A 25846-nucleotide genomic window follows, 5' to 3' on the forward strand; every position below is an offset into this window, starting at 1 on the left:
AGCCTAAAGGTGACCCATGAGCTATCCATCCCTGAACTTTGCCCTCGGTGAAACCATCGACATGCTGCGCGATCAGGTTCAGTCCTTCGTCGCCAAGGAGATCGCCCCGCGCGCCGCTCAGATCGACATCGACAACCTGTTCCCCGCCGACCTGTGGCGCAAGTTCGGTGACATGGGCCTGCTGGGCATTACCGTGCCGGAAGAGTACGGCGGCGCCGGCCTGGGTTACCTGGCCCACGTGGTGGCCATGGAAGAAATCAGCCGTGGCTCGGCTTCGGTGGCGTTGTCCTACGGCGCGCACTCCAACCTGTGCGTCAACCAGATCAACCGTAACGGCAACCACGAGCAGAAATCCAAATACCTGCCGAAGCTGATCAGCGGCGAGCACATCGGCGCTTTGGCCATGAGCGAACCGAATGCCGGTTCCGACGTGGTGTCGATGAAACTGCGTGCCGATAAACGCGGCGACAAGTACGTGCTCAACGGCAGCAAGACCTGGATCACCAACGGTCCGGACGCCAACACCTACGTGATCTACGCCAAGACCGACCTGGAAAAAGGCCCTCACGGCATCACCGCCTTCATCGTCGAGCGCGACTGGAAAGGCTTCAGCCGCAGCAACAAGTTCGACAAGCTCGGCATGCGCGGTTCAAACACCTGCGAGCTGTTTTTCGATGACGTCGAGGTGCCGGAAGAAAATATCCTCGGCGTGCTCAATGGCGGCGTGAAAGTGCTGATGAGCGGCCTCGACTACGAGCGCGTCGTGCTCTCCGGCGGCCCGACCGGGATCATGCAGGCGTGCATGGACCTGATCGTGCCGTACATCCACGACCGCAAGCAGTTCGGCCAAAGCATCGGCGAATTCCAGCTGATCCAGGGCAAGGTCGCCGACATGTACACCCAACTCAACGCCAGCCGCGCCTACCTGTATGCCGTGGCCCAGGCTTGCGAGCGCGGCGAGACCACGCGCAAGGACGCCGCCGGCGTGATCCTCTACAGCGCCGAACGCGCCACGCAAATGGCCCTCGACGCGATCCAGATTCTCGGTGGCAACGGCTACATCAATGAATTCCCGGCCGGCCGTCTGTTGCGTGACGCCAAGCTGTACGAAATCGGCGCGGGCACCAGTGAGATCCGTCGCATGCTGATCGGTCGCGAACTGTTCAACGAAACCCGCTAAACGGAGCTGCACATGGCTACCCTGCATACCCAGCTCAACCCCCGTTCAGCGGAGTTCGCCGCCAACAGCGCAGCGATGCTCAAGCAGGTCGACGCGTTGCACACCCTGCTCGCCCAAGTGGCGCAAGGTGGCGGCCCGAAGGCTCAGGAACGCCATACCTCGCGGGGCAAATTGCTGCCTCGCGAGCGCATCAACCGCTTGCTGGATCCGGGTTCGCCGTTTCTGGAAATCAGCCAACTGGCGGCTTACGAGGTGTATGGCGAAGACGTCCCCGCCGCTGGCGTGATTGCCGGAATCGGCCGTGTGGAAGGCGTCGAGTGCATGATTGTCGCCAACGACGCCACGGTCAAAGGTGGTTCGTATTACCCGCTGACGGTGAAAAAGCACCTGCGCGCCCAGACCATCGCCCAGCAGAACCGCCTGCCTTGCATCTATCTGGTGGACTCGGGCGGCGCCAACCTGCCGCGTCAGGATGAAGTGTTCCCGGACCGCGAGCACTTCGGACGAATCTTCTTCAACCAGGCCAACATGAGCGCCATGGGCATCCCGCAGATTGCCGTGGTCATGGGTTCCTGCACCGCTGGCGGCGCGTATGTGCCGGCCATGGCCGATGAAGCGATCATGGTCCGCGAACAAGCGACCATCTTCCTCGCCGGCCCGCCGCTGGTGAAAGCCGCGACGGGTGAAGTGGTCAGTGCCGAGGACCTCGGCGGGGCCGATGTGCACTGCAAGATTTCCGGTGTGGCCGACCATTATGCCGAGAGCGATGAACACGCCCTGGCACTGGCACGCCGCAGCATCGCCAACCTCAACTGGCGCAAGCAAGGCGAGGTTCAGCAACGCACGCCGATCGCCCCGCTCTACAGCAGTGACGAGTTGTACGGCGTGGTCCCGGCCGACGCCAAGCAACCGTTTGACGTGCGCGAAGTGATTGCGCGGCTGGTGGACGGATCGGTGTTCGACGAGTTCAAGGCGCTGTTCGGGACGACGCTGGTCTGCGGTTTTGCTTACCTGCACGGTTACCCGATCGCGATCCTCGCCAACAACGGCATCCTCTTCGCTGAAGCGGCGCAGAAAGGCGCGCACTTCATCGAACTGGCGTGCCAGCGCGGCATCCCGCTGCTGTTCCTGCAGAACATCACCGGTTTCATGGTCGGGCAGAAGTACGAAGCTGGCGGCATCGCCAAGCACGGCGCGAAACTGGTGACCGCCGTGGCCTGCGCCAAGGTGCCGAAGTTCACCGTGATCATCGGCGGCAGTTTCGGTGCTGGTAACTACGGCATGTGCGGTCGCGCCTACGATCCGCGCTTCTTGTGGATGTGGCCGAATGCACGCATCGGCGTGATGGGCGCCGAACAGGCGGCCGGCGTGCTGGTGCAGGTCAAGCGCGAACAGGCCGAGCGCGGTGGCCATGGTTTCAGCGCCGAACAGGAGGCCGAGATCAAGCAACCGATCCTCGACCAGTACGAAGAACAGGGTCACCCCTACTATTCCAGCGCGCGTCTGTGGGACGACGGTGTCATCGACCCGGCCCAGACCCGCGACGTACTGGCCCTGGCCTTGTCCGCGTCGTTGAACGCGCCAATCGAACCGAGCCGCTTCGGCGTGTTCCGGATGTGATTTTTTGTAGGAGCGAGCTTGCTCGCGATGATCGTCAACGATAACGCTGAAAGCCTGACACCCAGCGGCGCCCTCAAGACCATCGCGAGCAAGCTCGCTCCTACAGAATAGAGTTGTGGAGACGGACAATATGAGCGACTTCAACACCCTCGAACTGCTGACCGACCCCCGTGGATTTGCCACGCTGTGGCTCAGCCGTGAAGAAAAGAACAACGCCTTCAATGCCGAAATGATCCGCGAACTGATACTCGCCCTCGACAAAGTCGCCAGCGATGCCAGCCTGCGGTTTCTGATCGTGCGCGGTCGTGGCAAGCATTTCAGCGCCGGCGCCGACCTGGCCTGGATGCAGCAATCGGCCGAGCTCGATTACGCCACCAACCTCGATGACGCCCGGGAACTGGCGGAATTGATGTACAACCTGGCCAAACTGAAGATTCCGAGCCTGGCCGTCGTGCAAGGCGCAGCCTTTGGCGGCGCGTTGGGCTTGATCAGTTGCTGCGACATGGCCATCGGTGCCGATGACGCGCAATTCTGCCTGTCGGAAGTGCGCATCGGCCTGGCACCCGCGGTAATCAGCCCGTTCGTGGTGCAAGCCATTGGCGAGCGCGCTACACGTCGCTACGCCTTGACCGCTGAGCGCTTCGGCGGGCAACGGGCACGGGAAATCGGATTGTTGTCGGAGAGCTATGCAGGTGCCGAGCTGGAACAGAAAGTCGATCAATGGATCGACAACCTGCTGCTCAACAGTCCGGCCGCGATGCGCGCCAGCAAGGACCTGTTGCGCGAAGTCGGCGACGGCTCACTGACACCGGCATTGCGCCGCTACACCGAAAACGCCATCGCCCGCATCCGCGTCAGCCCCGAAGGCCAGGAAGGCCTGCGCGCCTTCCTGCAAAAACGTCCGCCGAGCTGGCAAGCCGAAACCACCAAGGAGCCCCGTTGATGAGCGCACCTGTCCTCACCACCCTGCTGGTGGCCAACCGTGGCGAAATCGCTTGCCGGGTAATGCGTACCGCCAAGGCCCTGGGCCTGACCACCGTGGCCGTGCACAGCGCCACCGACCGTGACGCCCGGCACAGCCGCGAAGCTGACATTCGGGTTGACCTCGGCGGCAGCAAGGCCGTCGACAGCTATCTGCAGATCGACAAACTGATCGCCGCCGCCAAGGCCAGCGGCGCCCAGGCGATTCACCCCGGCTATGGCTTTCTGTCGGAGAACGCCGGGTTCGCCCGCGCCATCGAAGCGGCCGGCCTGATTTTCCTTGGCCCGCCCGCCTCGGCCATCGATGCCATGGGCAGCAAGTCCGCCGCCAAAGCCCTGATGGAAACCGCTGGCGTGCCACTGGTGCCCGGTTATCACGGCGAAGCCCAGGACCTGGAAACCTTCCGCGCCGCCTGCGAACGTATCGGCTACCCGGTGTTGCTCAAGGCCACGGCCGGGGGCGGCGGCAAAGGCATGAAAGTGGTCGAGGACGTCAGCCAATTGGCCGAAGCCCTGGCCTCGGCCCAGCGTGAGGCGCAATCGTCGTTCGGCGACTCGCGGATGCTGGTGGAGAAATACCTGCTCAAGCCACGTCACGTGGAAATCCAGGTCTTCGCCGACCAGCACGGCAACTGCCTGTACCTCAACGAACGCGACTGCTCGATTCAACGTCGTCATCAGAAAGTCGTCGAAGAAGCCCCGGCGCCAGGCCTGAGTCCGGAGCTGCGGCGCGCCATGGGTGAAGCCGCCGTACGCTCGGCGCAGGCCATCGGCTACGTCGGTGCCGGCACCGTGGAGTTTTTGCTGGATGCGCGCGGCGAGTTCTTCTTCATGGAGATGAACACCCGCCTGCAGGTCGAACACCCGGTCACCGAAGCCATCACGGGCCTCGACCTGGTGGCTTGGCAGATTCGCGTGGCACGCGGCGAAGCGTTGCCGATGACTCAGGACCAGGTGCCGCTGGTGGGGCACGCGATCGAAGTGCGGCTGTATGCCGAAGACCCGGGCAATGATTTCCTGCCGGCGACCGGTCGCCTGGAGCTGTATCGCGAATCCGCCCAAGGGCCGGGGCGTCGAGTGGACAGCGGCGTTGAAGAAGGCGATGAAATTTCGCCTTTCTACGACCCGATGCTCGGCAAGTTGATTGCCTGGGGTGAAGACCGTGAACAGGCGCGCTTGCGCCTGCTGAGCATGCTCGACGAATTCGCCATCGGCGGGCTGAAGACCAATATCAATTTCCTGCGGCGCATCATAGGCCACCCGGCATTTGCCACTGCCGAACTGGATACCGGTTTCATTCCGCGTTATCAGGAACAGTTGCTGCCGACCCCAGCGGAACTCAGCGATGATTTCTGGCAAGCCGCCGCCCAGGCGTTCGCCCAGAGCCAGCCCCATGCAACCCGCGCCGATGACCCGAGTTCGCCGTGGGCTGCACCTAACGGGCTGCGTGCCGGCTTGCCGAGAGAAATCACTCTTCACTTGAGTTGTGAAGGTCAGGACCGTGCGCTGACGCTGGGCGACATCAATGCCCACAGCGCTCGGCTCAAGGGCGAGCAACTGCTGACCGAACACGAAGGCGTGCGCCGTCAGCACCGCGCAATACGCCGTGGCGATTATGTGTATTTGCAGTGGGATGGCGAGTTGCGCCGCATCGAGTCGTACGACCCGATCAGCGCCGTCGAGGCCAGCCACAGCCATCAGGGCGGGCTGACCGCTCCCATGAACGGCAGCATCGTCCGGGTACTGGTAGAGGCCGGGCAATCGGTCGAGGCCGGAGCGCAATTGGTGGTACTGGAAGCGATGAAGATGGAGCACAGCATCCGCGCGCCCCACGCCGGGGTGATCAAGGCGCTGTATTGCCAGGAAGGCGAAATGGTCAGCGAAGGCAGTGCGCTGGTCGAACTGGAAGAAGCGTGAAATGAAGATCGGTCCTACGCATCGCGAGGACCGATCTGATCAGAACCTGGCTGTTGCCTGAACCACTACACCGATGATTCGACACTCTTCGGTGTACAAGGCTTTCGGATACGTCGGATTGAGCGGGACCAGATAACGCTGCCCGCCCTCTTCGATGAGCTTGCGGAACGTGGCTTCGTTGCTGCCCGGCCACTGGGCAATGACCAGTTTGCCAGGTTCGACGTCCACCGCAGGGTCCACCAGGATCAGCATGCCTTCCGGGATACTGATGCCATTGGGTGCGGTCATCGCATCGCCTGCCACTCTCAACCAGAATGCCGGCCCCCGGGCGTGGTAATCGGACAGTTCAAAGTGTCCTTTTCCGTATACCGGAACCTCGCCGTCACGCACTACGGCAGGTTCGCGCCAGTCACTGACCGGGTAGCGAAAGTACGGGTTGTACTTCTGTGTCAGGGGGATTTCGTCGTCCGTTGACGCCTGCGGCTCCCGGATCACCAGCGCCACTTCGAGAAACTCAAGGCCCAGCGCCTGCAGCACACGGTTCATGTCTTCGATGCCGGGTTCACGACGTTTGTTGAGCCAGTGGCCAATGCCGCCCTGGGACATCCCGAGGCGCTCGGCGAGTATCTCTTGAGTGATTTTGAGTTCACTCATCTTGGCCTTGACCAATTCAATCCATTTATCCATGTGCGGCACGATACGTGGGCGACTCCAGCCATCAAAACACAAAATGTAGTATTTAAATCGTCGTCACAAATACAGTTCGTATTAGGATCGGTTCACGGATCTGAATCTAACACGGAGCTTGCCATCGCCATGAACCAACCCACCAATGACCTGCCGGACATGCACATCGACACCACCTTTGCCTCGCCCCTGGACTCAGCGGCGGCACAACGCGCGCTGGACTATTACTTGAAACCAGCTGTTTCGGAGGGAGTGGCCGAGCCGCGTTTTTTTGATGTAAACCGCAATATCAGCGGCGAAGAGGCGCTGGTCCATGCCCTGGACCTGTTGCGCTGTGCTGCCGCCACCGCGTACGAGTCCACCAATCACCTGCAAGGCGCAAGCCGCGACCTGGCATTTTCGACCGTACACATGATCGACATGGCCAAGGCGATGGTCGATCGATCGCTGGAGAAGTATGAAAACGGTTGAGGTGAGAAGACAAATCGAGAGGGCAGGAAAGAATTTTCCTGTCGCGCAGGTAAAAACGTTTGACTTGCAAACGAGAATGATTATTATTGCATCAACTGGTCGCGAGATCAGTCGATGGACCAGGTGACCTTAGGTCGGTCTCCTGGACTATCTCCTCATCAGGCTAATCACGGTTTTTGACCCGGCTTTTTGCCGGGTCTTTTTTTTGCCAGTTTTTCTGGCTTTGGCTTCAGGCTAATGAAGTCTTTGGGTGCCGCAAATTCGATGGCGCGGATGATATCAAAAGAATTCCAGTTGGCAAGAGAAGCCCGGCATCATTGGCTAAAACCAGCGACAGATAGCACTTGAGAATCAATCGCATAGTCTCTAAGCTGCGGCGGCGTCAAGGAGGACGCCCCCACCCTCGCACCCCGCAATTCCCCTCGGTTTCACCCCACTCTTGCGTGTAAAGTAGCCACCATAAAAATCATATTCAAGGACCCGATTATGGCCGTGGCTAAATCTTCTTTCGACATCAGTGCCAACTTCGACAGCGGCAATATCCAGGTAATCGATGTCAGCGACCCGCTCAAGCCCCTGCTGGCGATCCGCCCCGATACCAAAAGCAACCATTTCCAATGGTTCCACTTCAAGGCAAGCGGCCTGCATGTCGGCCAGGAGCACTGGTTTCGCCTGAACAATGCCAGCCAATCCTCCTACAACAAGGCCTGGGCCGGCTATCAGGCGGTGGCGTCCTACGACCACGTCAACTGGTTCCGCGTACCGACCATTTTCGAAGGCGACTGCCTGCGCTTCAGCCTCGAAGCCGAGCAGACCCATGCCTGGTTCGCCTACTTCGAACCCTACAGCCGAGGTCGCCACGACTGGCTGATCGAGCAGGCGCTGACCAAGGCCGGCACCGAACTGCTGGCCACCGGCAAGAGTGTCGAAGGTCGCGACATCCAGCTATTGCGCAAAGGCACCGGCGCCGAAGGCCAGCGCAAAGTGTGGATCATCGCCCAGCAACATCCGGGCGAGCACATGGCCGAGTGGTTCATGGAAGGCGTGATCGAACGCCTGGAAAGAAACGACGACCCAGTGCTGAACAAACTACTGGCCGGCGCCGATCTGTACCTGGTACCGAACATGAACCCGGACGGCGCCTTCCACGGACACCTGCGCACCAACGCCATGGGCCAGGACCTGAACCGCGCCTGGCAGAACGCCAGCCAGGAAATCAGCCCAGAAGTCCTGTTCGTTCAGCAGCAGATGGAAAAATACGGCGTCGATATGTTCCTCGACGTCCATGGTGACGAGGAAATCCCTCATGTGTTCACAGCTGCTTGCGAAGGCAATCCGGGTTACACACCACGGATCGAAAAACTCGAAGAACACTTCCGCAACCACCTGAAACACACCACAAAGGATTTCCAGACCAAACACGGCTACACCCGCGACGAGCCGGGTCAAGCCAACATGACGCTGGCCTGCAACAGCGTGGGCCAGAAGTACGACTGCCTTTCGCTGACCCTGGAAATGCCGTTCAAGGATCACGATGATCATCCGAACCCGTTGACGGGCTGGTCAGGCAAGCGGTCGAAGCAGTTGGGCAAGGATGTGCTCACCACCATTGCGGATATGGTCGATACCCTGCGCTGATCTCCCTTCAAGATCAAAAGATCGCCGCCTGCCGCAGGCTGCGATCTTTTTCTCCATTGCAACTAGCCGCGATCCTTACCCCGCAACATGCTGTCCAGCACATCATCCCGCCGCACCCAACCGTGAAACAACGCGGCCGCCAAATGCAGCAACACGGTCAGAAACAGCAGATACGCCAGATACCCATGGGCCTTGCGCAAAAACGCAAACAGCTGGGCGTTCGCCGGCACAATCGACGGCAACTGTAGCGAACTGCTGAGCATCACCGGTTCGCCCGACGCCGAAATCATCGTCCAGCCCAGCAGCGGCAAGACCAGCATCAAGGCATACAGCAATACATGCGAGGCCTTGGCCGCCATCGCTTGCCAACCCGGCAAATCCGCCGGCAGCGGTGGTTGCGTGGTGGAGAACCGCACCACCAGCCGCACGATCACCAGCAGCAAAATCGCGACACCCAAAGGTTTGTGCAGATTGATCAGCCATTCATGCCGTTCGGACACCGAGGCGACCATGCCGGCACCGATAAACAGCATGGCGATGATCATCAGTGCCATCAGCCAGTGCAGCAGTCGTGCCAATGGAGCGAAGTGGTTGGGTTGGGTGCTCATTGCTGGGCCTCCTGTTTGGCGGCGGGCAACTGGCTGACTTCGCTGGTGCGACGCAGGTAGGAATTGGCGTAACCGGCTGAACGAGCGGCGAGCAACGGGTCGTCGGATGCTTCGATACCGGCGGGTAAAACCAGCGGGTCGTAATTGATGTCACGGCATTCGCCATTGAGTTGCGGCTGGGTTTTTTCCAGCACCAGCGTGCCTGCGTTCAACACTTTGCGCCCTTCAGGCCAGGCTTTGCTGGCGTCGTTCACGGGATCGCCGGGATTGGCCAGGATGATATTCAACTGCCAACGCAACGGTCCTGCGGCTATACGCTGAACCAGGTCTTTCTCCAGAAAGCCGCTGCCCTCGGGCGCCATGACACCCGACGCATCCTGCGCTACCGGCACCATGCTCCAGCGCACAGCCTGGCGTTGTCCGGCAGCGTTCACCAGATAAAACGCGTTGACGCTGTTATATGTCTCGGTGACGTAACTGGCTGACGGTTTGGCGGTCTTGATCCAGGCCAGAAAGGGTGCAGCTTCCGGATGCGCACCGAAAAACGCCGGAACCGCGGTCGGGTTCGGCTTGCCCGTAGCCGGGTCCGGCGACTGCGCCTGCTGCAATTGATAGAACGCCTCGGGCGTGCCTACCGGGAACACCGGCATGCTGTTCATCCCCGTGCGCCACTGCTGGCCGTTGGCCTGGGTGAAGCGCAAGGCCATGCTGCGGATCGGCACGGCACTGTCCGGAGCATAAGGGTTGCCGGCCGGCAAGGCGAAACGCCCGACCACCGGCGTCCGAGCTTCGTTGAACACCTGGGCGGTGGAATAGCTGCGCGCCTCACCGCTGCTCTCGAAATGCCCGATCACGCACACGCCTTTGGAATGGTTGCGACGGAAACCCGGATGCACGCCGTTGTTGGTTTCCAGCACGTTGATCAGTTTCTTCGGGGTCAGGCGCTGTGGGTCAAAGGTTCCGTTGACGTAGGCAAACGCCCCAGCCACGGCGGCAACGACCACGGCAATGCCAGCCAGACGCAACGTCAGGCTTGCCGCATTCAAGGGTGGCCGGGTTGGCGGTGATGATCGATCTACCATGAAAGACTCCAGGGCCATCGGCCACAAGTGAGAAGAATCAAGCAGACGCACCGCATGCAGGTTTATTCCCACGCGCGGTGTTTATTTTTTCTGACGTGGAATAACCTCCGGTACCGGACGTCTTCCTAGTCCCAAGCGTAGTGACTAGTCAGAACTTCATGAACGATATCGACGAACAACTGAGGGAAATCATTCCAGGATTGCGACGGTTCGCCGTGTCGTTGACGCGCAACACCAGCAGCGCTGACGACCTGGTGCAGGCGAGCCTGGAGCGGGCACTCTCGAGTTGGGCTGGCAAACGCGCCGAGGGCGACTTGCGCGCCTGGCTGTTCTCGATTCTCTATCGGCAGTTTCTCGATGCTCACCGTCGCTCCCGGCGCTACGCGCGCATGCTCGAATTCTTCACCGGGCGTGACGATGCCCAGCCCTCGGTGGAGCGCACCGTGATTGCCCAATCGACCCTCAACGCCTTCGACCGGCTGCCCACCGAGCAGCGCGCGCTGCTGCTCTGGGTGTCGGTGGAAGGTTTGAGTTACAAAGAGGTCGCCGAGATTCTCGACATACCCACCGGCACCGTGATGTCCCGCCTGTCCCGAGCTCGCCAGGCCCTGCGCCAACTCAGCGATGGCGAAATCAACCGCCCTTCCCTGCGGAGACTCAAATGATCAGCATGCCCCCCAGCGAACGTGACCTGCATGCCTACGTCGACCACCAACTGAGCGACGCCGACCGACGCCAGGTGGAGACGTTTCTGGCCGGTAACCCGCAGATGGCCGCGCAAGTGCGCGCCTGGCAACAGGATGCCCAGGCACTGCGCGCAGCGCTGAGTGGTGCCTTGCAACAACCCGCGAACCCGGACCTGGATCCGGCGGTTATACGCCAGCGCCTTAAACGCCAATCCCGTCGACACCTGGCCAGTGCCGCGATGTTGTTCATCGCCGTCAGCGTCGGCGGTTTCAGCGGCTGGCAAGCGCGGGAGATGACACTGGCGAGTCCCCAGCTTCCAATGACCGATGCGCTGCAGGCGTATCGCCTGATTGCCCAGCAAGGCCTCCTGCCGGCGGATTTCAAAGTCGGCGACGACGGTGACATGCAAGGCTGGCTCGACCGCTACTTCACACAGGCCAATCGCCTGCCCGACCTTTCGGATGCCGGTTTCAAACCGGTCAGCGGGCGCCTGCTGAGCACCGAGCAAGGCCCGGCGGCGATGGTGGTCTACGAGAGCCAGAGCGGGCAGAAAATCAGTTTCTACGTGCGCCCGCCAGGGCCGAAAAACTTCCTGCTGCCCAGGGGCAGTCGCAGTGATGGCGAGTTGCAGGCCGAGTACTGGTCGGGAAGTGGCTACAACTATGCGATGGTCAGCCCGGCGGATACACCGGCGGCGCGGATGCTCAAACAGACCACTCAATTCTGATCGCCATCCAGCTGCTTTTTTTGTGGGAGTTTGCGGTGTTCCTTTAGAGCCCAGTGACGGTGGCCCGGAATATGCCGACACTGCTGGAAGCAGATTCCCTGCTCTGGTTACACTATGGCGCCGCAGCACAAAGAGCCTGCCCGTACACCAGAGGTGATATCCCAGTGGCCGTTCGACCGCCCAGCCGTTCGCGAATCAAATCGCGCTGGCAAACGTTGCGTCGCCTTCTCGGCAAGGCACCGGCGCCCGGTAGCGCCGCGACAGGCCAAGTCATCCACGACTACTTTCGCCATCAGGCCCATGCCCGGGGCTACACCCTCAGTCACAGCCAACAGCGGGTGATCGACTGCATGGCCCGGCATGCCTGCATGCTGATGGGCACTGCGGCGAAACCCCTTCCCGGCCTTTACCTGCATGGTGCCGTGGGGCGCGGCAAAAGCTGGCTGCTCGACGGGTTTTTCCAGGCCATTCCCCTCGCGCAAAAACAACGCCTGCACTTCCATCAGTTTTTCGCCCAACTGCACCAGGGCATGTTCGAGCACCGCGATCAGACCGACGCCCTGGCGATCACCCTCGATGAACTGCTCAGCGATTGCCGGGTGCTGTGTTTCGATGAGTTCCATGTGCACGACATCGGCGATGCGATGCTCATCACCCGGTTGTTCAAGGCACTGTTCCAGCGCGGCATCCTGTTGCTGGTCACCTCCAATTATCCGCCCGAAGGCCTGTTGCCCAATCCGCTGTACCACGCCCGCTTCAAACCGGTGATCGACTTGATCAATACGCGCATGCAGGTGATGGAGGTCGGCGGGCCCCACGACTACCGCAGCCAGGCCCGAACCCATGCGCATCAGTTGTTCACTCAAGGTCACTACGTCTGGCCGGCGAGCGTGGCGCAACGACAATCGCTGAACCTGCCCAGGCACAATGCCCCGCCTGTTTCGTTGCCGGTAGGTACCCGGCATTTGCGAGCACGTTTCTGCGAAGGGCGCGGCGTCGGTTTTACCTTCACCGATTTGTGCGATCAGCCCACGGCTGTGATGGATTATCTGGAGCTGTGCCGCCAGTTCGACCGCTGGATCATCGATGAACTGCCACTGCTGGGCGATTGCACGATTGCCGCCCAGCAGCGTTTTATCAACCTCATCGACGTACTGTACGACCAGGACAAGCACCTGACGTTGCTCGGGCAGCACTCATTGCGCGAAAGCCTGGGTGGCGATGCCATTGATCTGGCGCGCACGCGCAGCCGATTGGGACAACTGGTCGAAGTCAGCGAACCGGTCTGATCGATAGCTTTTTGTTGCATTGACTGACTTCTTCGCGAGCAAGCCCGCTCCCACAATGGATTTGTGTCGGATACAGAATTTTTGATCTACACCGATCAAATGTGGGAGCGGGCTTGCTCGCGAAGGCGGCCTGACAGTCGCCACATCTTTCCCGCTATCATGTCGCCCATTTCCAGGGCCCCGCGCCCTCCTCTAGGTTAATGGCGAATCTGTTCATGCATACCCTTGCTCAATTGCGCGCCGGCGAGTTGTCGGGCATCACGCGGCTGGATCTGGCCGAGGGCCTGACCGAGTTTCCCCGGGAGATCTTCGATCTGGCGGATTCGCTGGAAGTGCTCAACCTCAGCGGCAATGCTCTGAGCGCGTTGCCAGAGGACTTGCATCGCCTGTCCCGTTTGCGCGTGCTGTTCTGCTCCGATAACCGTTTCACCGAGTTGCCGGCCTGTGTTGGCCAATGCGCTGCACTGACGATGATCGGCTTCAAGGCCAACCGTATAGCCCACGTGCCCGCAGCGGCACTGCCACCACTGCTGCGCTGGCTGATCCTGACCGACAATTGCATCGAGACGCTGCCGAGCGCGTTGGGAGAGCGGCCATACCTGCAAAAGCTGATGCTTGCCGGTAACCGCCTGCAGGCGTTGCCGGAGTCGATGCACAATTGTCATCGGCTGGAGCTGATCCGCATCGCCGCCAACCAGTTCACCGACTTGCCGCAATGGCTGCTGACGCTGCCAAGCCTGACCTGGCTGGCCTACGCCGGTAATCCGCTGGAAACCGAAGCCGATGCCGCCGCCCTCAATGCCACACCGCGCATTGACTGGTCGGCATTGCATCTGGAGAAAAAACTCGGCGAAGGGGCGTCCGGAGTGATTCATCAAGCTGTCTGGCAACCGACCGACCAACCGGCCATGCCCGTTGCGGTGAAGCTCTACAAGGGCGAAATGACCAGCGATGGCTCGCCGCTGCACGAGATGAACGCCTGCATCACCGCCGGCCTGCACCCGAATCTGATTCGCGTCGAAGGGCGGATTGTCGATCACCCGCAACAAACCGCCGGGCTGGCCATGCAGTTGGTCCCGCCGAGTTTTCGCAACCTCGCCAGCCTGCCGAGCCTGGCGTCGTGCAGCCGCGACATTTATGCCGAAGGCTTGCGTTTCAGTGCGGCGGTGGCGCTGCGCATTGCCTCGGGCATTGCCTCGGTGGCCGAACACTTGCACAACCACGGCATCACCCATGGCGATCTCTACGGGCACAATATTCTGTGGAATGAACAGGGCGATTGCTTGCTGGGGGATTTTGGCGCGGCGTCGTTCCACGGGATTTCCGACAGCCTGGAAAGCCGCGCCTTGCAGCGGATCGAGGTGCGGGCGTTCGGGGTGTTGCTGGGCGAACTGCTGGAGCGGGTTAATTCGGGGTTGAGCGACGAACAGCGTGGGGTACTGGAAGATCTGGAACAGCGTTGCTGCCAGCCGCAAGTGCTGCTACGGCCGGGGTTCAGCGAAATCGTGCGGCAATTGGAAAGTCTGTGACCGCTGCGCGGTCAATCGCGAGCAAGCTCGCTCCCACAGGGTAGCGCTAAACCTGTGGGAGCGAGCTTGCTCCGGGCGGCGATCCGACGATGACGGTCTGTCAAACAACATGACCGTCATTGACACAAAGACTTAACCCGCCAACCCGACAAACATGTCCTGCACGTCGTCGTGGTTATCGAGGCCTTCGAGGAACGCTTCGACTTCCGCCATCTGCTCATCGCTCAGGCCGCTGACCGGGTTTTTCGGCTGGTAGCCCAGTTTGGCCGACAGCACAGTGAAGCCTTGTTCCGGCAGGGCTTTCTGCACCGCGTCGAGGTCGGTCGGTTCGGTCAGGAACAGGGTTGCACCCTCTTCACCCGGCTCGAAATCCTGTGCACCGGCTTCGATGGCGGCCATTTCCGGATCGGCATCCGGGGTGTCCGGCGACGCTTCGATCATGCCGACGTGGTTGAAGTCCCAGGCCACCGAACCGGAAGCCCCCAGCTGACCCTTGCGGAACGCCACGCGGATCTCGGCGACGGTGCGATTGATGTTGTCGGTCACGCACTCAACGATCAACGGCACCTGATGCGGGGCGAACCCTTCATAGGTCACGCGATGGTATTGCACGGTTTCGCCCAGCAGGCCCGCGCCCTTCTTGATGGCACGATCCAGTGTTTCCTTGGGCATCGAAGCTTTCTTGGCCTGTTCAACCACCAGGCGCAAGTGCGCGTTGGTAGCAGTATCAGCGCCGTTGCGCGCAGCAATGGTAATTTCTTTCACCAGTTTGCCGAAGATCTTGCCCTTGGCATTGGCTGCCGCTTCTTTGTGTTTAACCTTCCACTGTGCGCCCATTTCTCACTCTCTTATCTGTGGCATCTGTGGCGCCGAGACATCTATTGGCCGACGCTTTGCACAAGTTTATACGGCCTAAAGTTGGCAATCGACCAAAAAATCCCGACTTGCATCGACATCTTCACCAGCGGTTGTAGGGCAATTCGGAAATGTCGCTTTACCGTACCCGCAATGCGCCGGGGTTTCGTACGCTTTGCACCCTACTCCACAGCGGTAGCGCGTTCGATGCACAACGACAAGGATAGTCCCACCACCCTGACGCTTCTCGAAGACGACCTGAGCTTCCAGGTGGTTCGGTTCAGTGGTCATGAAGCTCTCAACCAGCCCTATCGATTCGACATCGAGGTGATCGGGCTGGCACCAGCCCTGAACCTTGAGCGATTGCTGCACCAACCGGCGTTCCTCGAATTCGGCCACGATCAAGGCATTCATGGCGTGCTGGACAGCGCCAGTTGTGAACATCGAAGCGGGCACCGGGTCGCTTACAAGCTGGTGCTGGTGCCTCGTGTCCAGGTGCTGGAACAGCAACGATGCCGACGTATTTTCCAGCACGCCAGCGTGCCAATGATCCTGCGCCAATTGCTGGAGGAACATGGGTTGCCCGCCAGCAGTTATCGCTTTGAACTGGCAACCAGGCACTATCCCCTGCGACCTTTTTGCATTCAGTACGAAGAATCCGACCTGGCGTTGCTGCAACGGCTGTGCGAGGAAGAAGGCATCCACTATCACTTCGAGCATCAACGCGACGGCCATGTGCTGGTGCTGGCCGACGACAGTCTGAGTTTTCCCCAGGAGCCACTGCTCATGTCGATGAGCGGCGGCGCCCCCGGCGAACACCAGGAACCGGTGATCAGCGAACTGTTCCAGCGCCATGACGCCACGCTCTCCCCTGTGCGTCCAGGCGCCAGGAATCCGGGTGCAGCGGACATCAGCGAAGGCGCAGCCAATCACTCGTTCGCCACGGCGAGGCACTGTCCCGCTGGCGAGCAACAACATCGCGACCAGCTCAGCCGTCGACAACTGGAACGCCTGCGCTGCCGTCACCAGCAGATCCACGGTCAAAGTAGCCAGGGGGCATTACGCAGTGGCCGGATCCTGCAAGTGGCCGAGCACCCGCTGGCGAATTTCAATGATCAATGGCTGGTTACCGAAATCCGCCATCAGGGGTGTCAGTCATCCATTCTGCTCGACGACACACCGGGCACGGCCTCGGGTTACCGCAATCAATTCAGCGCCATTCCCTGGTCGACGGTATTCAGGCCCGCGCTCAAACAACCCAGGCCGAATATCCCCGGGTATCAGCCCGGTCGCGTGTGCGGCCCGGTCGGGCAACCGGCGGCAGTGGACGAGGATGGCCGGGTTCAGGTGAACCTCTGGCCCGCCACGCAACCAGACGCTGAAGAGTCCAACGGCCTGTGGCTTCCGCTGGCGCTGACCACCGCCGAGGACTGGATCGATCCGGCCCGCTTGCCCGTGGCTGGCAGCGAGGTACTGGTGATTTTCCTCGACAGTGACCCGGATCGCCCGGTGCTTTGTACGGTCATGGGCCCTCGGCCACAACCTCACCGCCCTCGCCCGCATGAGCCCCGTGGCGATACCCGCCTGCTGTTCGACTGGCTGCTCACCCGCTCGGACCCTGCACCCTGACGCTCAGCCTTTGTCAGCCTTGCCGGCTGCAGCAGCGAACTTCGCCAGACGCACGTCCAGATGCCGTGGCCGATGCCCGTGATCCTCCGCGCGCTCCTTGCGGCGGATGGCGTTGCGCACCATCAGCGAGCCGATGTAGCGAATCGGCTCCGGCGGGAAAAAGCCCAGTGGGCCATTGACCAGCGGCGAACGGGTCCAGGGGTTGTCCAGGCCTTGAACCATCGACGCCAGAATCTGCCCGCCCATGTGGCAGGGGCCGACGCCGCTGCCGGAATAGCCGAAACCGTAAAACACATTGCCACTGGCGCTCATCTGCCCGAAGAACGGCAGCCCGGTCACCGATCGATCCGATGGACCGTTCCAGGTCGCCTCGACCTTGACGTCGGCAAACGCCGGGAAGAAATCCGCGAGACTGCTCTGCAACAGGCCGGCATAAGGCGATGGCTGATCGAACACCGGCAGCATGCGCCCGCCGTAGGCAAAGGTGTTGCCGCCCTTGCCGAGCATGATCCGGCCGTCCGGCGTGTTGTGGTAGTAGTGCACGAAAATCCGCGAATCGAGCACCGTGACGCCGCTGGTCAGGCCGATTTCGTCGAGTAAATCCGGCCGAGGCTCGGTGATCAGCATGTCGCTGGAAACGATCGCCACGCTGCGTTCGAACTGCGGAAACGCCCGGGCCATCCAGGCGTTCATCGCCAGCACCACGCGGTCGGCGCGAATGGTGCCCTTGGGGGTTTGAATGCCCGCCGGCCGGCCCTCCTCCAGCCCGGTCATCGCGGTGTTTTCATGAATCCTCACCCCCAGTTGCAGGGCTACCCGGCGCAAGCCACGCACCAGTTTGCCCGGCTGCACACTGGCCGCGGCCGGGGAAAACCAGCCCTCCAGGTGTTTGCTGGAACCGGCCATGCGCTGCACATCGGCCACTGGCCGCTGGGTGAACGAGTTGATGCCGTTGCGCTCCAGCGCCGCGATCACAGCGTCGGTCGAGCCGACCTGCGCGCGATTGGTCGCGGTGTAGAGGGTGCCATCGAGGCGGTAATCGGCGTCCACCCCATACTGTTCGCAGAAGGCGCCGATGGCATGGATGCTGCGCTCCGACTCCTTGACCAGACGCACGGCTTCTTCGACACCGAACAAACGTTCGAGGGTGAAATACTTGGCCGACCACGACAACGCACAACCGCCATTGCGTCCACTGGCCCCGGCACCGCAGATGTCCGCTTCGATCAGCAACACATCCAGTTCGGGGTTCTGCTCCTTGAGCATGATCGCGGTCCACAACCCGGTGTAACCACCGCCGACGATACAGACATCGGCGCGGGCGTCGCCTTCCAGTGGCGGACAGGTTTCGGATGCATCAGCCTTCAAGGCCTGGTCCAGCCAAAAGGGTCTCATGGGGTCAATCTCCGGTCAGTGGCCCACACGCCGGCCTGCCGCAGGTGCAGCAGGCGACGAGGGACAGGATTCAGGTACGCAAGGGTTTGATAGTCATCGCTTGATTGGGCACATAGGCGAAGTGAGTGCCCAGGCCACCGGGGCGGCTGTTCCAGTGCGGGATCAATACCAGCGCCGAGAACATGGCGCAGCCGGCGAAGACGATGAACACGGTAACGGTGTCGAAGTAGCCTGGCAGCAGCCCGCCGAGAATCGCCCCGACCGAACCGCAGCCGTTGACGAAACCGGCTGCCGTGGCGCCGGCCTTGGCGGTGCCGAAGTCGATGGCGGCCGCGCCGCTGATCATCGAGTCCGGTCCGTAGAGGGTCAGGCCCATGACGAACAGCAGCGCCACCACCAGCAGCACGCTGCCGGTATGCAGGGCGCCCATGAAAAACGCCAGGGACACCGTCAGCGCCAACAGGCTGATCACGCAGGCCGGCATGCGCCGGGCGCCGAACAGTTTGTCCGAGGCCAGGCCAATCAGGATCGGCCCGAGCAACCCGGCCAGCTCGAACGCAGTCGGAATGATCGCCGCGCCGACCTTGCCCACCGAAGGCATCTGTTCGAAGACGATCACCGGCCCCCACAGCAGAATCGCGTAGCGCGCCGGCTTGAGCATGAAGTACGCCAACCCCAGCACCAGCACCGTGCGGTTGCGCAGGATTTCCTTCAAAGGCTCCCACATGCTGATTTTGCTTTGCGCCTCGGCTTGTTCGGCGGTCAGCTCAGGCTCCGGCTCCACCGCCGGCAAGCCGACGTCTTCCGGTTTGTTGCGTTGGAAAATAAAAAACAGCACGGCGACCAGCCCAACCACCGCCGCACTGGAAATGAACGCCGCATGCCAGCTGCCGATGAGCGTGTACGCCCACCAACCGGCAAACGGCGAGGCTACCAGACCGCCAAAGGCGTAGCAGGAACTCCACAGGCCCAATACCCGTCCGCGTTGCTCGGAGGGAAAGAAGCTGCCGAGGTTCTTGCACAGCCCCGACCAACCGGTGGACTGCGCCAGGCCTTGTATCAGCATGCAGGTAGCGAAAATCGGTAACGTTGCGAAGTTGCCCATCACCAGCGCCGCGGCGGCGGAAATCAGCAACCCGCCGAGCACCACAACTCGCGGGCCAAAACGGTCTGCGAGGATGCCCCAGGTGAACTGACCGACGGCGTAAGCCGTCAGGTAGATGGCGTCGAGGTTGGCCATGGCCATTTTGTCGAGCATGAAGGTCGGGTCTTCGCCAATACCGAGCTTGGCCACCGAGAAGGCTTTGCGAGTGAAGTAGAAAGCGGCGTAGGCGAGCCAGGTGATCGCGAAGATCTGCACGCGCCAACGCTTGATGGTGCCGATGTGCTTGTTCATTGTGGTTCTGACCTCAGGGTGTGAGTGTGCCGGCAGAATTGGAAGAAAACGCCTGTGTTTTTATTGTTGAGCACTGCGATATCGCCCTGTCCCTACGGCGGATACCGGTCAGATGAGTCCTGTAGTTGCACGCACAGGCTCATGGCACCCGCTGCTGTTCGACTGACCAGTCAGCGGGGCTGAGGTGGATAAAAACAATTACTGATTAATAAGTGAAATCGATTTATCGTATTTCAAATATAAGTTCAGCTTGTTACTGGAGATTCCCATGTCGGTGTCCCACGCCCAGCTCAAAGCTTTCCACGCCGTGGCGGTCCATGGAAGCTTTACGAAGGCCGCCGAACGCCTGTTTCTGACGCAACCGGCGATTTCCGATCAGGTGCGCAAGCTCGAAGAGCGCTACGGTGTTTTGCTGTTTCACCGCAACAAGCGCTCGGTGCGCCTGACTGATCTGGGTGAGCGTCTGTTGAGCGTTACCCAGCGGCTTTTTGTGATCGAGGCGGAAGCCCAGGAACTGCTTCAGGAATCCCAGGCCCTGCAGACCGGCAGCCTGATTCTGGCGGTGGATGCACCGGTGCACGTGCTGCCGCAGATTGCCCGGTTCTGCGAACGCTACCCCGGGATCAGCGTGAAGATCGAAACCGGCAACACCGATGAGTCGCTGTTTCGACTGTTCAACTATCAGGCCGACCTTGCATTGCTGGGCCGTGATGTCAGCGATGAACGCCTGATTTCACTGCCCCTGCGCAACGACCCGATGGTGGCGTTCGTGTCGCGCAATCATCCGTGGGCCGACCGCGAATCCATCACCCTCGCCGACCTCGACGACACGCCACTGGTATTGCGGGAAATCGGTTCGGTGACCCGGCAGACCCTGGAGGAGGAAATGGCGGGGGCCGGGTTTCGCATTCGGCCGGCGATTCAGGTTGAAGGTCGCGAGGCAGCTCGGGAGGCGGTGGTGGTGGGGATTGGCGTGGGCGTTGTATCGGCTGCCGAGTTTGGCGCGGATTCGCGGGTGTGTGCGCTGCCGATTATCGATTGCAAACGCAGGCTGACGGAAACCCTGGTGTGCTTGCGCGAGCAGAGTTCGCGGCGGGTGGTGGCGACGTTTCTTGAGATGGTGCGCGAGAGTCTTGTGTAGGCAGGTCCGGCCCCATCGCGAGCAAGCTCGCTCCCACAGTGGTGGTGTATCGTCTGAATAATCTGTGGTCGACGCAAATCCCTTGTGGGAGCGAGCTTGCTCGCGATGCAGGCAACTTGGTCTACCTGATTGGCGCCAACCCGAAAAACGCCTGAATCAAGCGCAAGTCCCGCCGCCGCTCCATACAACCAATCATGTGCCGATTCACCAACCCCTCGCCAATGATCGGCACCGCCGCCACCCGTGGATCGTGGCTGACCTCCACCGACGACACCACCCCCACGCCCAGTTCGGCGGCCACCGCCTCGGTCACCGCTTCGCGGCTGTCCAGTTCCAGCAACACCCGTGGATTGACCTTGGCCTGGGCGCAAGCCTCATCGAAGGTGCGCCGGGTAATCGAACTCGGTTCGCGCAGCACCATGATCACCTGATCCAGTTCCTTGAGCTGCACGCCTTTAGTCTTCTGCGCCCAAGGATGCCCGTCGGGCACCAGTGCGCAAATCCGCGATTCGTTCAGCGCCTGAAGATGCAGGCCCTTGCGCGGCTCGACCTCGGTCAGCACCGCCACGTCGGCATGCTCGGACAGCAGCGCCCCCAGGGTTTCCTGGGCGTTGCCCAGGCGCAGGTTCACCGTGATCCCCGGATAGCGCGCCCGCAAGCTGGCGAGCATGGGCATGACCATGTGCGGGCCGTCCGCCGCCACCTCCAGACGCCCGGTCAGCAATTGCCGGTTGGCTTCGAGCATCACCTGCGCCTCTTCGGCCAGGCCGAACATCGCCCGGGTGATTGCCGCCAGTTTGGTGCCCTCCTCCGTCAGTTCCACCCGTCGGGCGGTGCGGCGCAGCAGGGTGATCTGGTAGTGCTCCTCCAGGGCCTTGATGTGCCCGGTGACCGCCGGCTGGCTGATGAACAGCCGCGCCGCCGCCCGGGTAAAACTGCCTTCCCGGGCCACGGCATCGAAGGCGCGGAGCTGAAACAGGTTCATGAATAACCCTCACTGATGGCTGGCATAACAATAAACAATTTGATTGATAACACGGCAAATTGCAATTTAGGCCCCGTAGCTTCATCCCATCGATTGCGAGGACACGAGAATGAGTACTGCCGAACCCATCCTGCTCACCCCCGGCCCGTTGACCACGTCGCCCCGCACCCGTCAGGCGATGATGATCGACTGGGGTTCATGGGATGACCGCTTCAATCAACTGACCGCCAGCCTCTGCGAGCAACTGCTGGCCATCATCAACGGCGCTGCCACCCACCACTGTGTGCCGTTGCAAGGCAGCGGCACCTTCGCGGTCGAGGCAGCGATCGGCACGCTGGTGCCTCGGGACGGCAAGATTCTGGTCCTGATCAACGGCGCCTACGGCAAACGCCTGGCGAAAATCTGCGAAGTACTGGGCCGCTCCTTCAGTACCTTCGAAACCGCAGAAGATGAGCCGACCACCGCCGCCGACGTCGACCGCCTGCTACGTGCCGATCAAGACATTACCCATGTCGCCCTGATTCACTGCGAAACCAGTACCGGCATCCTCAATCCGCTGCCAGAGATCGCCCAAGTAGTGGCGCAACACGGCAAGCGCCTGATCATCGACGCCATGAGTTCCTTTGGCGCGCTGCCCGTGGATGCACAGCAAGTGCCGTTCGACGCACTGATCGCCGCCTCGGGCAAATGCCTGGAGGGCGTACCGGGCATGGGTTTTGTCTTCGCTCGCAAAGAATCCCTGGCCAGCGCCGCCGGCAACTCGCATTCGCTGGCGATGGACCTGCAGGATCAGCACGCCTACATGGCCAAGACCGGCCAGTGGCGCTTCACCCCGCCGACCCATGTGGTCGCGGCGCTGCACGAAGCCCTGCTGCAATACAACGAAGAAGGCGGCTTGCCGGCGCGGCACGAACGCTACGCCGCCAACTGCCAGGCATTGATGGAAGAGATGGGCAAACTGGGGCTGCGCAGCTTCCTGCCGGCGGCTATCCAGGCGCCGATCATCGCCACCTTCCACGCCCCGAAAGATCCGCGTTACGCGTTCAAAGAATTCTACGAGCGGGTCAAGGCCAAGGGCTACATCCTCTACCCCGGCAAACTGACCCAGGTCGAAACCTTCCGCGTCGGCTGCATCGGCCATGTCAACCCGGCGCAAATGCGTGAAGCCGTGGCGGCGATTGCCGAAGTGTTGCGCGAGATGGAAGTGCTCGACATCTAAACCACACCACATTCCCTGTGGGAGCGAGCTTGCTCGCGATGAGGCCCGATCAGTCGACACACATGTTGAATGTAAGACCGCTATCGCGAGCAAGCTCGCTCCCACAGAAAAGCTGAATGTCCGAATAGATCGATATCACAGGAATCCAAACGCCATGAACTACGCCAACCCAACCAAACTGCAAGCCGCCATCCTCGACTGGGCCGGCACCGTGGTCGACTTCGGCTCCTTCGCCCCGACGCAGATTTTCGTCGAGGCTTTCGCCGAGTTCGACGTCCAGGTGTCCATCGAAGAAGCCCGTGGCCCGATGGGCATGGGCAAGTGGGACCACATCCGCACCCTGTGCGACCTGCCGGAAGTTGCCGAGCGTTATCGCAAAGTGTTCGGCCGCACGCCGACCGACGATGACGTCACTGCGATCTACCAGCGTTTCATGCCGCTGCAGATCGAAAAAATCGCCGAGCACTCGGCGCTGATTCCCGGGGCACTGGAGACCATCGCCAACCTGCGCGAGCAAGGGATCAAGATCGGTTCCTGCTCCGGTTACCCGAAACAGGTCATGGACAAGGTGGTCGAACTGGCCGCCACCAACGGTTACGTGGCCGACCACGTGGTCGCCACCGACGAAGTCCCGAATGGTCGCCCATGGCCCGCCCAGGCGCTGGCCAACGTCATCGCCCTGGGCATCGACGATGTCGCCGCGTGCGTGAAGATCGATGACACCGTGCCGGGCATTCTCGAAGGCCGCCGCGCCGGCATGTGGACCGTGGCACTGATCTGCTCGGGCAACGCCCTGGGCCTGGACTACGAAGGCTATCGCGCCTTGGGCTGCGACCAACTGGACAGCGAGCGCAAGCGCATCCACGGAATGTTCGAAGGTTCACGCCCGCATTACATGATCGACACCATCACCGATCTGCCGGAAGTGATCGCCGACATCAACAAGCGCCTGGCCAACGGCGAAATGCCACAGTCGAGCTAAATACCGCAACGCCCCCCCTCCTGTAGGAGCGAGCTTGCTCGCGATGGTCTCAAGAATGCCGCGGTTACCCAGTGGGTATGCGTCATCGTTGGCGACCATCGCGAGCAAGCTCGCTCCTACAAGGTTTTTCTCTGCCTTTACCCGAACCCGAGCATCCAGCGACCAATCGCCTCAGGCAAATCCGGTGAAACAGGATTACAGTTAACGCACACCGTCGGACAAGAACGGTGGCTTTAAACCGGACCTCTGAGGAACACCTATGCCGTGGAAAAACTCTGAGTCGCGCTACAGCACCGTATCGATCACGCTGCATTGGCTGATGCTGGTCCTGCTGGTGCTGGTTTACGCCTGTATCGAGTTTCGCGGATTCTTTCCCAAGGGCAGTGGCGCGCGCACGCTGATCGTCGAATCACACTTCATGCTCGGCCTGACCGTATTCGTTCTGGTCTGGCTGCGATTGTTCGCACGCAGCCTCGGCCCGGCGCCGCAGATCTTCCCGGCCTCGCCGCACTGGCAAACGACACTGGCCAGGCTGATGCACTGGGCGCTGTACATTTTCATGATCGTCACGCCGATTCTCGGGTGGCTGGTCACCAGCGCCAAAGGCAATCAGGTGATGTTCTACGGTGTCGACCTGCCGATGCTGGTAGCGGAAAACAAGGACCTGGCCAAACAGCTCCAGGGCTGGCATGAGCTCGGCGGCACTATCGGCTATTGGCTGATCGGCCTGCATGCCGTGGCCGGGCTGTATCACCATTATGTGGTGGGCGATAACACATTGCTGCGGATGATGCCCAAGCGGGTAAACCGCGACGCCTGAACTTGACCGCTCCCACATTGGTTTTCGGTGACTTTCAGGTTTGTGAATTGAATCCCCGCCACCCCTGCAAGCCGCCAGTGTGGACGAAGATCAGCCGCGTGCCTCGGGCGAACTTGCCCGCTTCCACTTGGTGCTTGAGTGCCAGCAGTGCCTTGCCGGTATACAGCGGCTCCAGTGGAATATTTCCCGCCTGCTCCGTCTTTTCAATAAAGTCGAGCAGCAACGGATCAACCTTGGCAAACCCGCCGCGACTGGCCTCGAACAGCTCATACACTGCATCGACCACCCCCGCTTCCTGCACGATCCGCTCGACCTGCTGCGCCACCCCGTGGTCATCAGGCACCGCCAGGGCACCATATACCGGATGATCCCCCGCTTCGGCCAGCACCAGGCCGGCCAGGGTCGTGCCGGTTCCGCAGGCCAGCCACCAGCCGTCATAGTCACTCCAGCCCAAGCCCGTCAATTGGGTACAAACCCTGGCCCGCAATTGCATGCAACCTTCAGCACCGGGTAATCCACCTCCCCCTTCAGGCACCGGATGCAACGTCGGATAGCGGGTTTGCCAGGGTTGCCAGAAACCCGCTTCATGCCTCGCTCGATAGCCTGCATAGCCCAGCCAGTGCAACTCCATGCCGAACGCCTGCAAGTCCTCGACCGTCGGGGTTTGCTGAGGATGCCCGCGCAACAGGCCGACGGTGGAAAAGCCCAATCGCTTGCCCGCCGCCGCCAACGCATGAAGATGATTGGAGTGCGCGCCACCGAGACTGATGATGCCTTCGGCCCCCAGGCGGTCGGCGGTCTTCAGGTGTTCGATGAGCTTGAACCATTTGTTGCCGCTGATCAGCGGGTCGATCCGGTCCAGACGCAGGACTGCCACTTCGATGCCGGCTTGAGTGAGCCAGTCGAGGTGAAGGGGGTCGAGGGGGGCCTGGGGTAACCAGGTGGAGGGTGGGAGAAGCATTGGCGCCTGATTGAGCTAAAAAAGAAAGTACATTCTAGTCGCTCAAA

23 protein-coding genes are annotated in these 25846 nt (G+C 61.2%); 15 read left to right on the forward strand and 8 right to left on the reverse strand.

Going from position 1 to position 25846, the window contains the following annotated elements:
* Nucleotides 1–16 precede the first annotated feature (16 nt).
* The 4 genes from J4D25_RS15715 (at nt 17) to J4D25_RS15730 (ending at nt 5698) form a co-directional block, all read left to right on the forward strand.
* Entirely contained in the window at nt 17–1180 is a 1164-nt protein-coding gene (locus tag J4D25_RS15715; RefSeq protein ID WP_007946948.1) for an isovaleryl-CoA dehydrogenase, read from the forward strand.
* A gap of 12 nt (nt 1181–1192) precedes the next feature.
* A complete protein-coding gene (locus J4D25_RS15720) occupies nt 1193–2800 on the forward strand; it encodes a carboxyl transferase domain-containing protein (protein ID WP_057714126.1) in 1608 nt (535 codons plus the stop codon).
* Between the two features lie 130 nt (nt 2801–2930).
* Nucleotides 2931–3743, forward strand: a complete 813-nt coding sequence (locus tag J4D25_RS15725; protein ID WP_057714125.1) for a gamma-carboxygeranoyl-CoA hydratase — start codon at nt 2931–2933, stop codon at nt 3741–3743.
* Complete coding sequence (locus J4D25_RS15730; protein ID WP_057714124.1) at nt 3743–5698, forward strand: acetyl/propionyl/methylcrotonyl-CoA carboxylase subunit alpha; 1956 nt, start codon at nt 3743–3745, stop codon at nt 5696–5698. Before J4D25_RS15725 ends, J4D25_RS15730 begins: the two co-directional genes overlap by 1 nt.
* Nucleotides 5699–5737: 39 nt before the next feature.
* Here J4D25_RS15730 and J4D25_RS15735 read toward each other — a convergent pair whose 3' ends face one another.
* On the reverse strand, nt 5738–6385 hold the full coding sequence (locus J4D25_RS15735) for a LexA family transcriptional regulator (RefSeq protein ID WP_057714123.1): 648 nt from the start codon (nt 6383–6385) through the stop codon (nt 5738–5740).
* A 129-nt stretch (nt 6386–6514) separates the two neighbouring features.
* On the opposite strand from J4D25_RS15735, the gene J4D25_RS15740 reads away from it, so the two are divergent.
* Both J4D25_RS15740 and J4D25_RS15745 read left to right on the forward strand, forming a co-directional pair.
* Nucleotides 6515–6856 carry a DUF6124 family protein gene (locus J4D25_RS15740; RefSeq protein ID WP_057714122.1) on the forward strand — a complete coding sequence of 114 codons (342 nt, stop codon included), beginning with the start codon at nt 6515–6517 and terminating at the stop codon, nt 6854–6856.
* A 486-nt stretch (nt 6857–7342) separates the two neighbouring features.
* A complete protein-coding gene (locus J4D25_RS15745; RefSeq protein ID WP_057714121.1) occupies nt 7343–8494 on the forward strand; it encodes a M14-type cytosolic carboxypeptidase in 1152 nt (383 codons plus the stop codon).
* Nucleotides 8495–8556: 62 nt separating this feature from the next.
* On the opposite strand, the gene J4D25_RS15750 is transcribed toward J4D25_RS15745, so the two are convergent.
* Nucleotides 8557–9102: a cytochrome b gene (locus J4D25_RS15750; RefSeq protein ID WP_057714120.1), complete on the reverse strand. Its 546-nt coding sequence runs from the start codon at nt 9100–9102 to the stop codon at nt 8557–8559.
* A complete protein-coding gene (locus J4D25_RS15755) occupies nt 9099–10184 on the reverse strand; it encodes a catalase family peroxidase (protein WP_057714119.1) in 1086 nt (361 codons plus the stop codon). Before J4D25_RS15755 ends, J4D25_RS15750 begins: the two co-directional genes overlap by 4 nt.
* A 158-nt stretch (nt 10185–10342) precedes the next feature.
* Between J4D25_RS15755 and J4D25_RS15760 the strand changes: the two genes are divergently transcribed.
* From J4D25_RS15760 to J4D25_RS15775, 4 genes are all read left to right on the forward strand, one after another.
* Nucleotides 10343–10849 (forward strand): sigma-70 family RNA polymerase sigma factor, encoded by a 507-nt coding sequence (locus J4D25_RS15760; RefSeq protein WP_057714118.1) that lies wholly within the window; start codon nt 10343–10345, stop codon nt 10847–10849.
* Nucleotides 10846–11598 (forward strand): anti-sigma factor, encoded by a 753-nt coding sequence (locus tag J4D25_RS15765; protein WP_057714117.1) that lies wholly within the window; start codon nt 10846–10848, stop codon nt 11596–11598. The genes J4D25_RS15760 and J4D25_RS15765 overlap by 4 nt, the downstream gene beginning before the upstream one ends.
* Before the next feature lie 164 nt (nt 11599–11762).
* A complete protein-coding gene (gene zapE / locus J4D25_RS15770) occupies nt 11763–12887 on the forward strand; it encodes a cell division protein ZapE (RefSeq protein WP_057714116.1) in 1125 nt (374 codons plus the stop codon).
* A gap of 215 nt (nt 12888–13102) precedes the next feature.
* A complete protein-coding gene (locus J4D25_RS15775; RefSeq protein WP_057714115.1) occupies nt 13103–14416 on the forward strand; it encodes a leucine-rich repeat-containing protein kinase family protein in 1314 nt (437 codons plus the stop codon).
* 132 nt (nt 14417–14548) lie between these two features.
* On the opposite strand, the gene J4D25_RS15780 is transcribed toward J4D25_RS15775, so the two are convergent.
* Nucleotides 14549–15253: a YebC/PmpR family DNA-binding transcriptional regulator gene (locus J4D25_RS15780; protein ID WP_056854673.1), complete on the reverse strand. Its 705-nt coding sequence runs from the start codon at nt 15251–15253 to the stop codon at nt 14549–14551.
* 225 nt (nt 15254–15478) lie between these two features.
* Here J4D25_RS15780 and J4D25_RS15785 point away from each other — a divergent pair, with 225 nt between their 5' ends.
* A complete protein-coding gene (locus J4D25_RS15785; RefSeq protein ID WP_057714114.1) occupies nt 15479–16900 on the forward strand; it encodes a type VI secretion system Vgr family protein in 1422 nt (473 codons plus the stop codon).
* A gap of 3 nt (nt 16901–16903) precedes the next feature.
* On the opposite strand, the gene J4D25_RS15790 is transcribed toward J4D25_RS15785, so the two are convergent.
* The gene (locus tag J4D25_RS15790; protein WP_057714113.1) at nt 16904–18295 is read right to left on the reverse strand and encodes an FAD-dependent oxidoreductase; all 1392 of its coding nucleotides are present in this window, start codon (nt 18293–18295) and stop codon (nt 16904–16906) included.
* Between the two features lie 70 nt (nt 18296–18365).
* Nucleotides 18366–19691, reverse strand: a complete 1326-nt coding sequence (locus J4D25_RS15795; protein ID WP_057714112.1) for an MFS transporter — start codon at nt 19689–19691, stop codon at nt 18366–18368.
* A 268-nt stretch (nt 19692–19959) separates the two neighbouring features.
* Between J4D25_RS15795 and J4D25_RS15800 the strand changes: the two genes are divergently transcribed.
* Entirely contained in the window at nt 19960–20832 is an 873-nt protein-coding gene (locus J4D25_RS15800) for a LysR family transcriptional regulator (RefSeq protein WP_057714111.1), read from the forward strand.
* Nucleotides 20833–20953: 121 nt separating this feature from the next.
* On the opposite strand, the gene J4D25_RS15805 is transcribed toward J4D25_RS15800, so the two are convergent.
* Nucleotides 20954–21817, reverse strand: coding sequence for a LysR substrate-binding domain-containing protein (locus J4D25_RS15805; RefSeq protein ID WP_057714110.1), 864 nt, complete (start codon nt 21815–21817; stop codon nt 20954–20956).
* A 109-nt stretch (nt 21818–21926) separates the two neighbouring features.
* Between J4D25_RS15805 and J4D25_RS15810 the strand changes: the two genes are divergently transcribed.
* The 3 genes from J4D25_RS15810 (at nt 21927) to J4D25_RS15820 (ending at nt 24838) form a co-directional block, all read left to right on the forward strand.
* Complete coding sequence (locus J4D25_RS15810; protein ID WP_057714109.1) at nt 21927–23036, forward strand: 2-aminoethylphosphonate--pyruvate transaminase; 1110 nt, start codon at nt 21927–21929, stop codon at nt 23034–23036.
* A 154-nt stretch (nt 23037–23190) separates the two neighbouring features.
* Nucleotides 23191–24018 (forward strand): phosphonoacetaldehyde hydrolase, encoded by an 828-nt coding sequence (gene phnX, locus J4D25_RS15815; RefSeq protein ID WP_057714108.1) that lies wholly within the window; start codon nt 23191–23193, stop codon nt 24016–24018.
* 259 nt (nt 24019–24277) lie between these two features.
* On the forward strand, nt 24278–24838 hold the full coding sequence (locus J4D25_RS15820) for a cytochrome b (protein WP_057714107.1): 561 nt from the start codon (nt 24278–24280) through the stop codon (nt 24836–24838).
* 34 nt (nt 24839–24872) lie between these two features.
* On the opposite strand, the gene J4D25_RS15825 is transcribed toward J4D25_RS15820, so the two are convergent.
* Entirely contained in the window at nt 24873–25799 is a 927-nt protein-coding gene (locus J4D25_RS15825) for a 1-aminocyclopropane-1-carboxylate deaminase/D-cysteine desulfhydrase (protein WP_057714106.1), read from the reverse strand.
* Nucleotides 25800–25846: the final 47 nt, after the last annotated feature.

Source organism: Pseudomonas sp. GW456-L13 (assembly GCF_017350115.1).
Taxonomy (GTDB): Bacteria; Pseudomonadota; Gammaproteobacteria; order Pseudomonadales; family Pseudomonadaceae; genus Aquipseudomonas; species Aquipseudomonas jessenii.

Bases quoted from the DNA above. Each gene is read 5' to 3' on its own strand.
- J4D25_RS15790 (WP_057714113.1), bottom strand. From the start codon at position 18,295: ATGAGACCCTTTTGGCTGGACCAGGCCTTGAAGGCTGATGCATCCGAA.
- J4D25_RS15735 (WP_057714123.1), bottom strand. From the start codon at position 6,385: ATGGATAAATGGATTGAATTGGTCAAGGCCAAGATGAGTGAACTCAAA.
- J4D25_RS15825 (WP_057714106.1), bottom strand. From the start codon at position 25,799: ATGCTTCTCCCACCCTCCACCTGGTTACCCCAGGCCCCCCTCGACCCC.
- J4D25_RS15720 (WP_057714126.1), top strand. From the start codon at position 1,193: ATGGCTACCCTGCATACCCAGCTCAACCCCCGTTCAGCGGAGTTCGCC.
- J4D25_RS15750 (WP_057714120.1), bottom strand. From the start codon at position 9,102: ATGAGCACCCAACCCAACCACTTCGCTCCATTGGCACGACTGCTGCAC.
- J4D25_RS15780 (WP_056854673.1), bottom strand. From the start codon at position 15,253: ATGGGCGCACAGTGGAAGGTTAAACACAAAGAAGCGGCAGCCAATGCC.
- J4D25_RS15785 (WP_057714114.1), top strand. From the start codon at position 15,479: ATGCACAACGACAAGGATAGTCCCACCACCCTGACGCTTCTCGAAGAC.
- J4D25_RS15795 (WP_057714112.1), bottom strand. From the start codon at position 19,691: ATGAACAAGCACATCGGCACCATCAAGCGTTGGCGCGTGCAGATCTTC.
- J4D25_RS15820 (WP_057714107.1), top strand. From the start codon at position 24,278: ATGCCGTGGAAAAACTCTGAGTCGCGCTACAGCACCGTATCGATCACG.
- J4D25_RS15800 (WP_057714111.1), top strand. From the start codon at position 19,960: ATGTCGGTGTCCCACGCCCAGCTCAAAGCTTTCCACGCCGTGGCGGTC.
- J4D25_RS15740 (WP_057714122.1), top strand. From the start codon at position 6,515: ATGAACCAACCCACCAATGACCTGCCGGACATGCACATCGACACCACC.
- J4D25_RS15725 (WP_057714125.1), top strand. From the start codon at position 2,931: ATGAGCGACTTCAACACCCTCGAACTGCTGACCGACCCCCGTGGATTT.
- J4D25_RS15765 (WP_057714117.1), top strand. From the start codon at position 10,846: ATGATCAGCATGCCCCCCAGCGAACGTGACCTGCATGCCTACGTCGAC.
- phnX (WP_057714108.1), top strand. From the start codon at position 23,191: ATGAACTACGCCAACCCAACCAAACTGCAAGCCGCCATCCTCGACTGG.
- J4D25_RS15810 (WP_057714109.1), top strand. From the start codon at position 21,927: ATGAGTACTGCCGAACCCATCCTGCTCACCCCCGGCCCGTTGACCACG.
- J4D25_RS15775 (WP_057714115.1), top strand. From the start codon at position 13,103: ATGCATACCCTTGCTCAATTGCGCGCCGGCGAGTTGTCGGGCATCACG.
- J4D25_RS15755 (WP_057714119.1), bottom strand. From the start codon at position 10,184: ATGGTAGATCGATCATCACCGCCAACCCGGCCACCCTTGAATGCGGCA.
- J4D25_RS15805 (WP_057714110.1), bottom strand. From the start codon at position 21,817: ATGAACCTGTTTCAGCTCCGCGCCTTCGATGCCGTGGCCCGGGAAGGC.
- J4D25_RS15730 (WP_057714124.1), top strand. From the start codon at position 3,743: ATGAGCGCACCTGTCCTCACCACCCTGCTGGTGGCCAACCGTGGCGAA.
- J4D25_RS15715 (WP_007946948.1), top strand. From the start codon at position 17: ATGAGCTATCCATCCCTGAACTTTGCCCTCGGTGAAACCATCGACATG.
- J4D25_RS15745 (WP_057714121.1), top strand. From the start codon at position 7,343: ATGGCCGTGGCTAAATCTTCTTTCGACATCAGTGCCAACTTCGACAGC.
- J4D25_RS15760 (WP_057714118.1), top strand. From the start codon at position 10,343: ATGAACGATATCGACGAACAACTGAGGGAAATCATTCCAGGATTGCGA.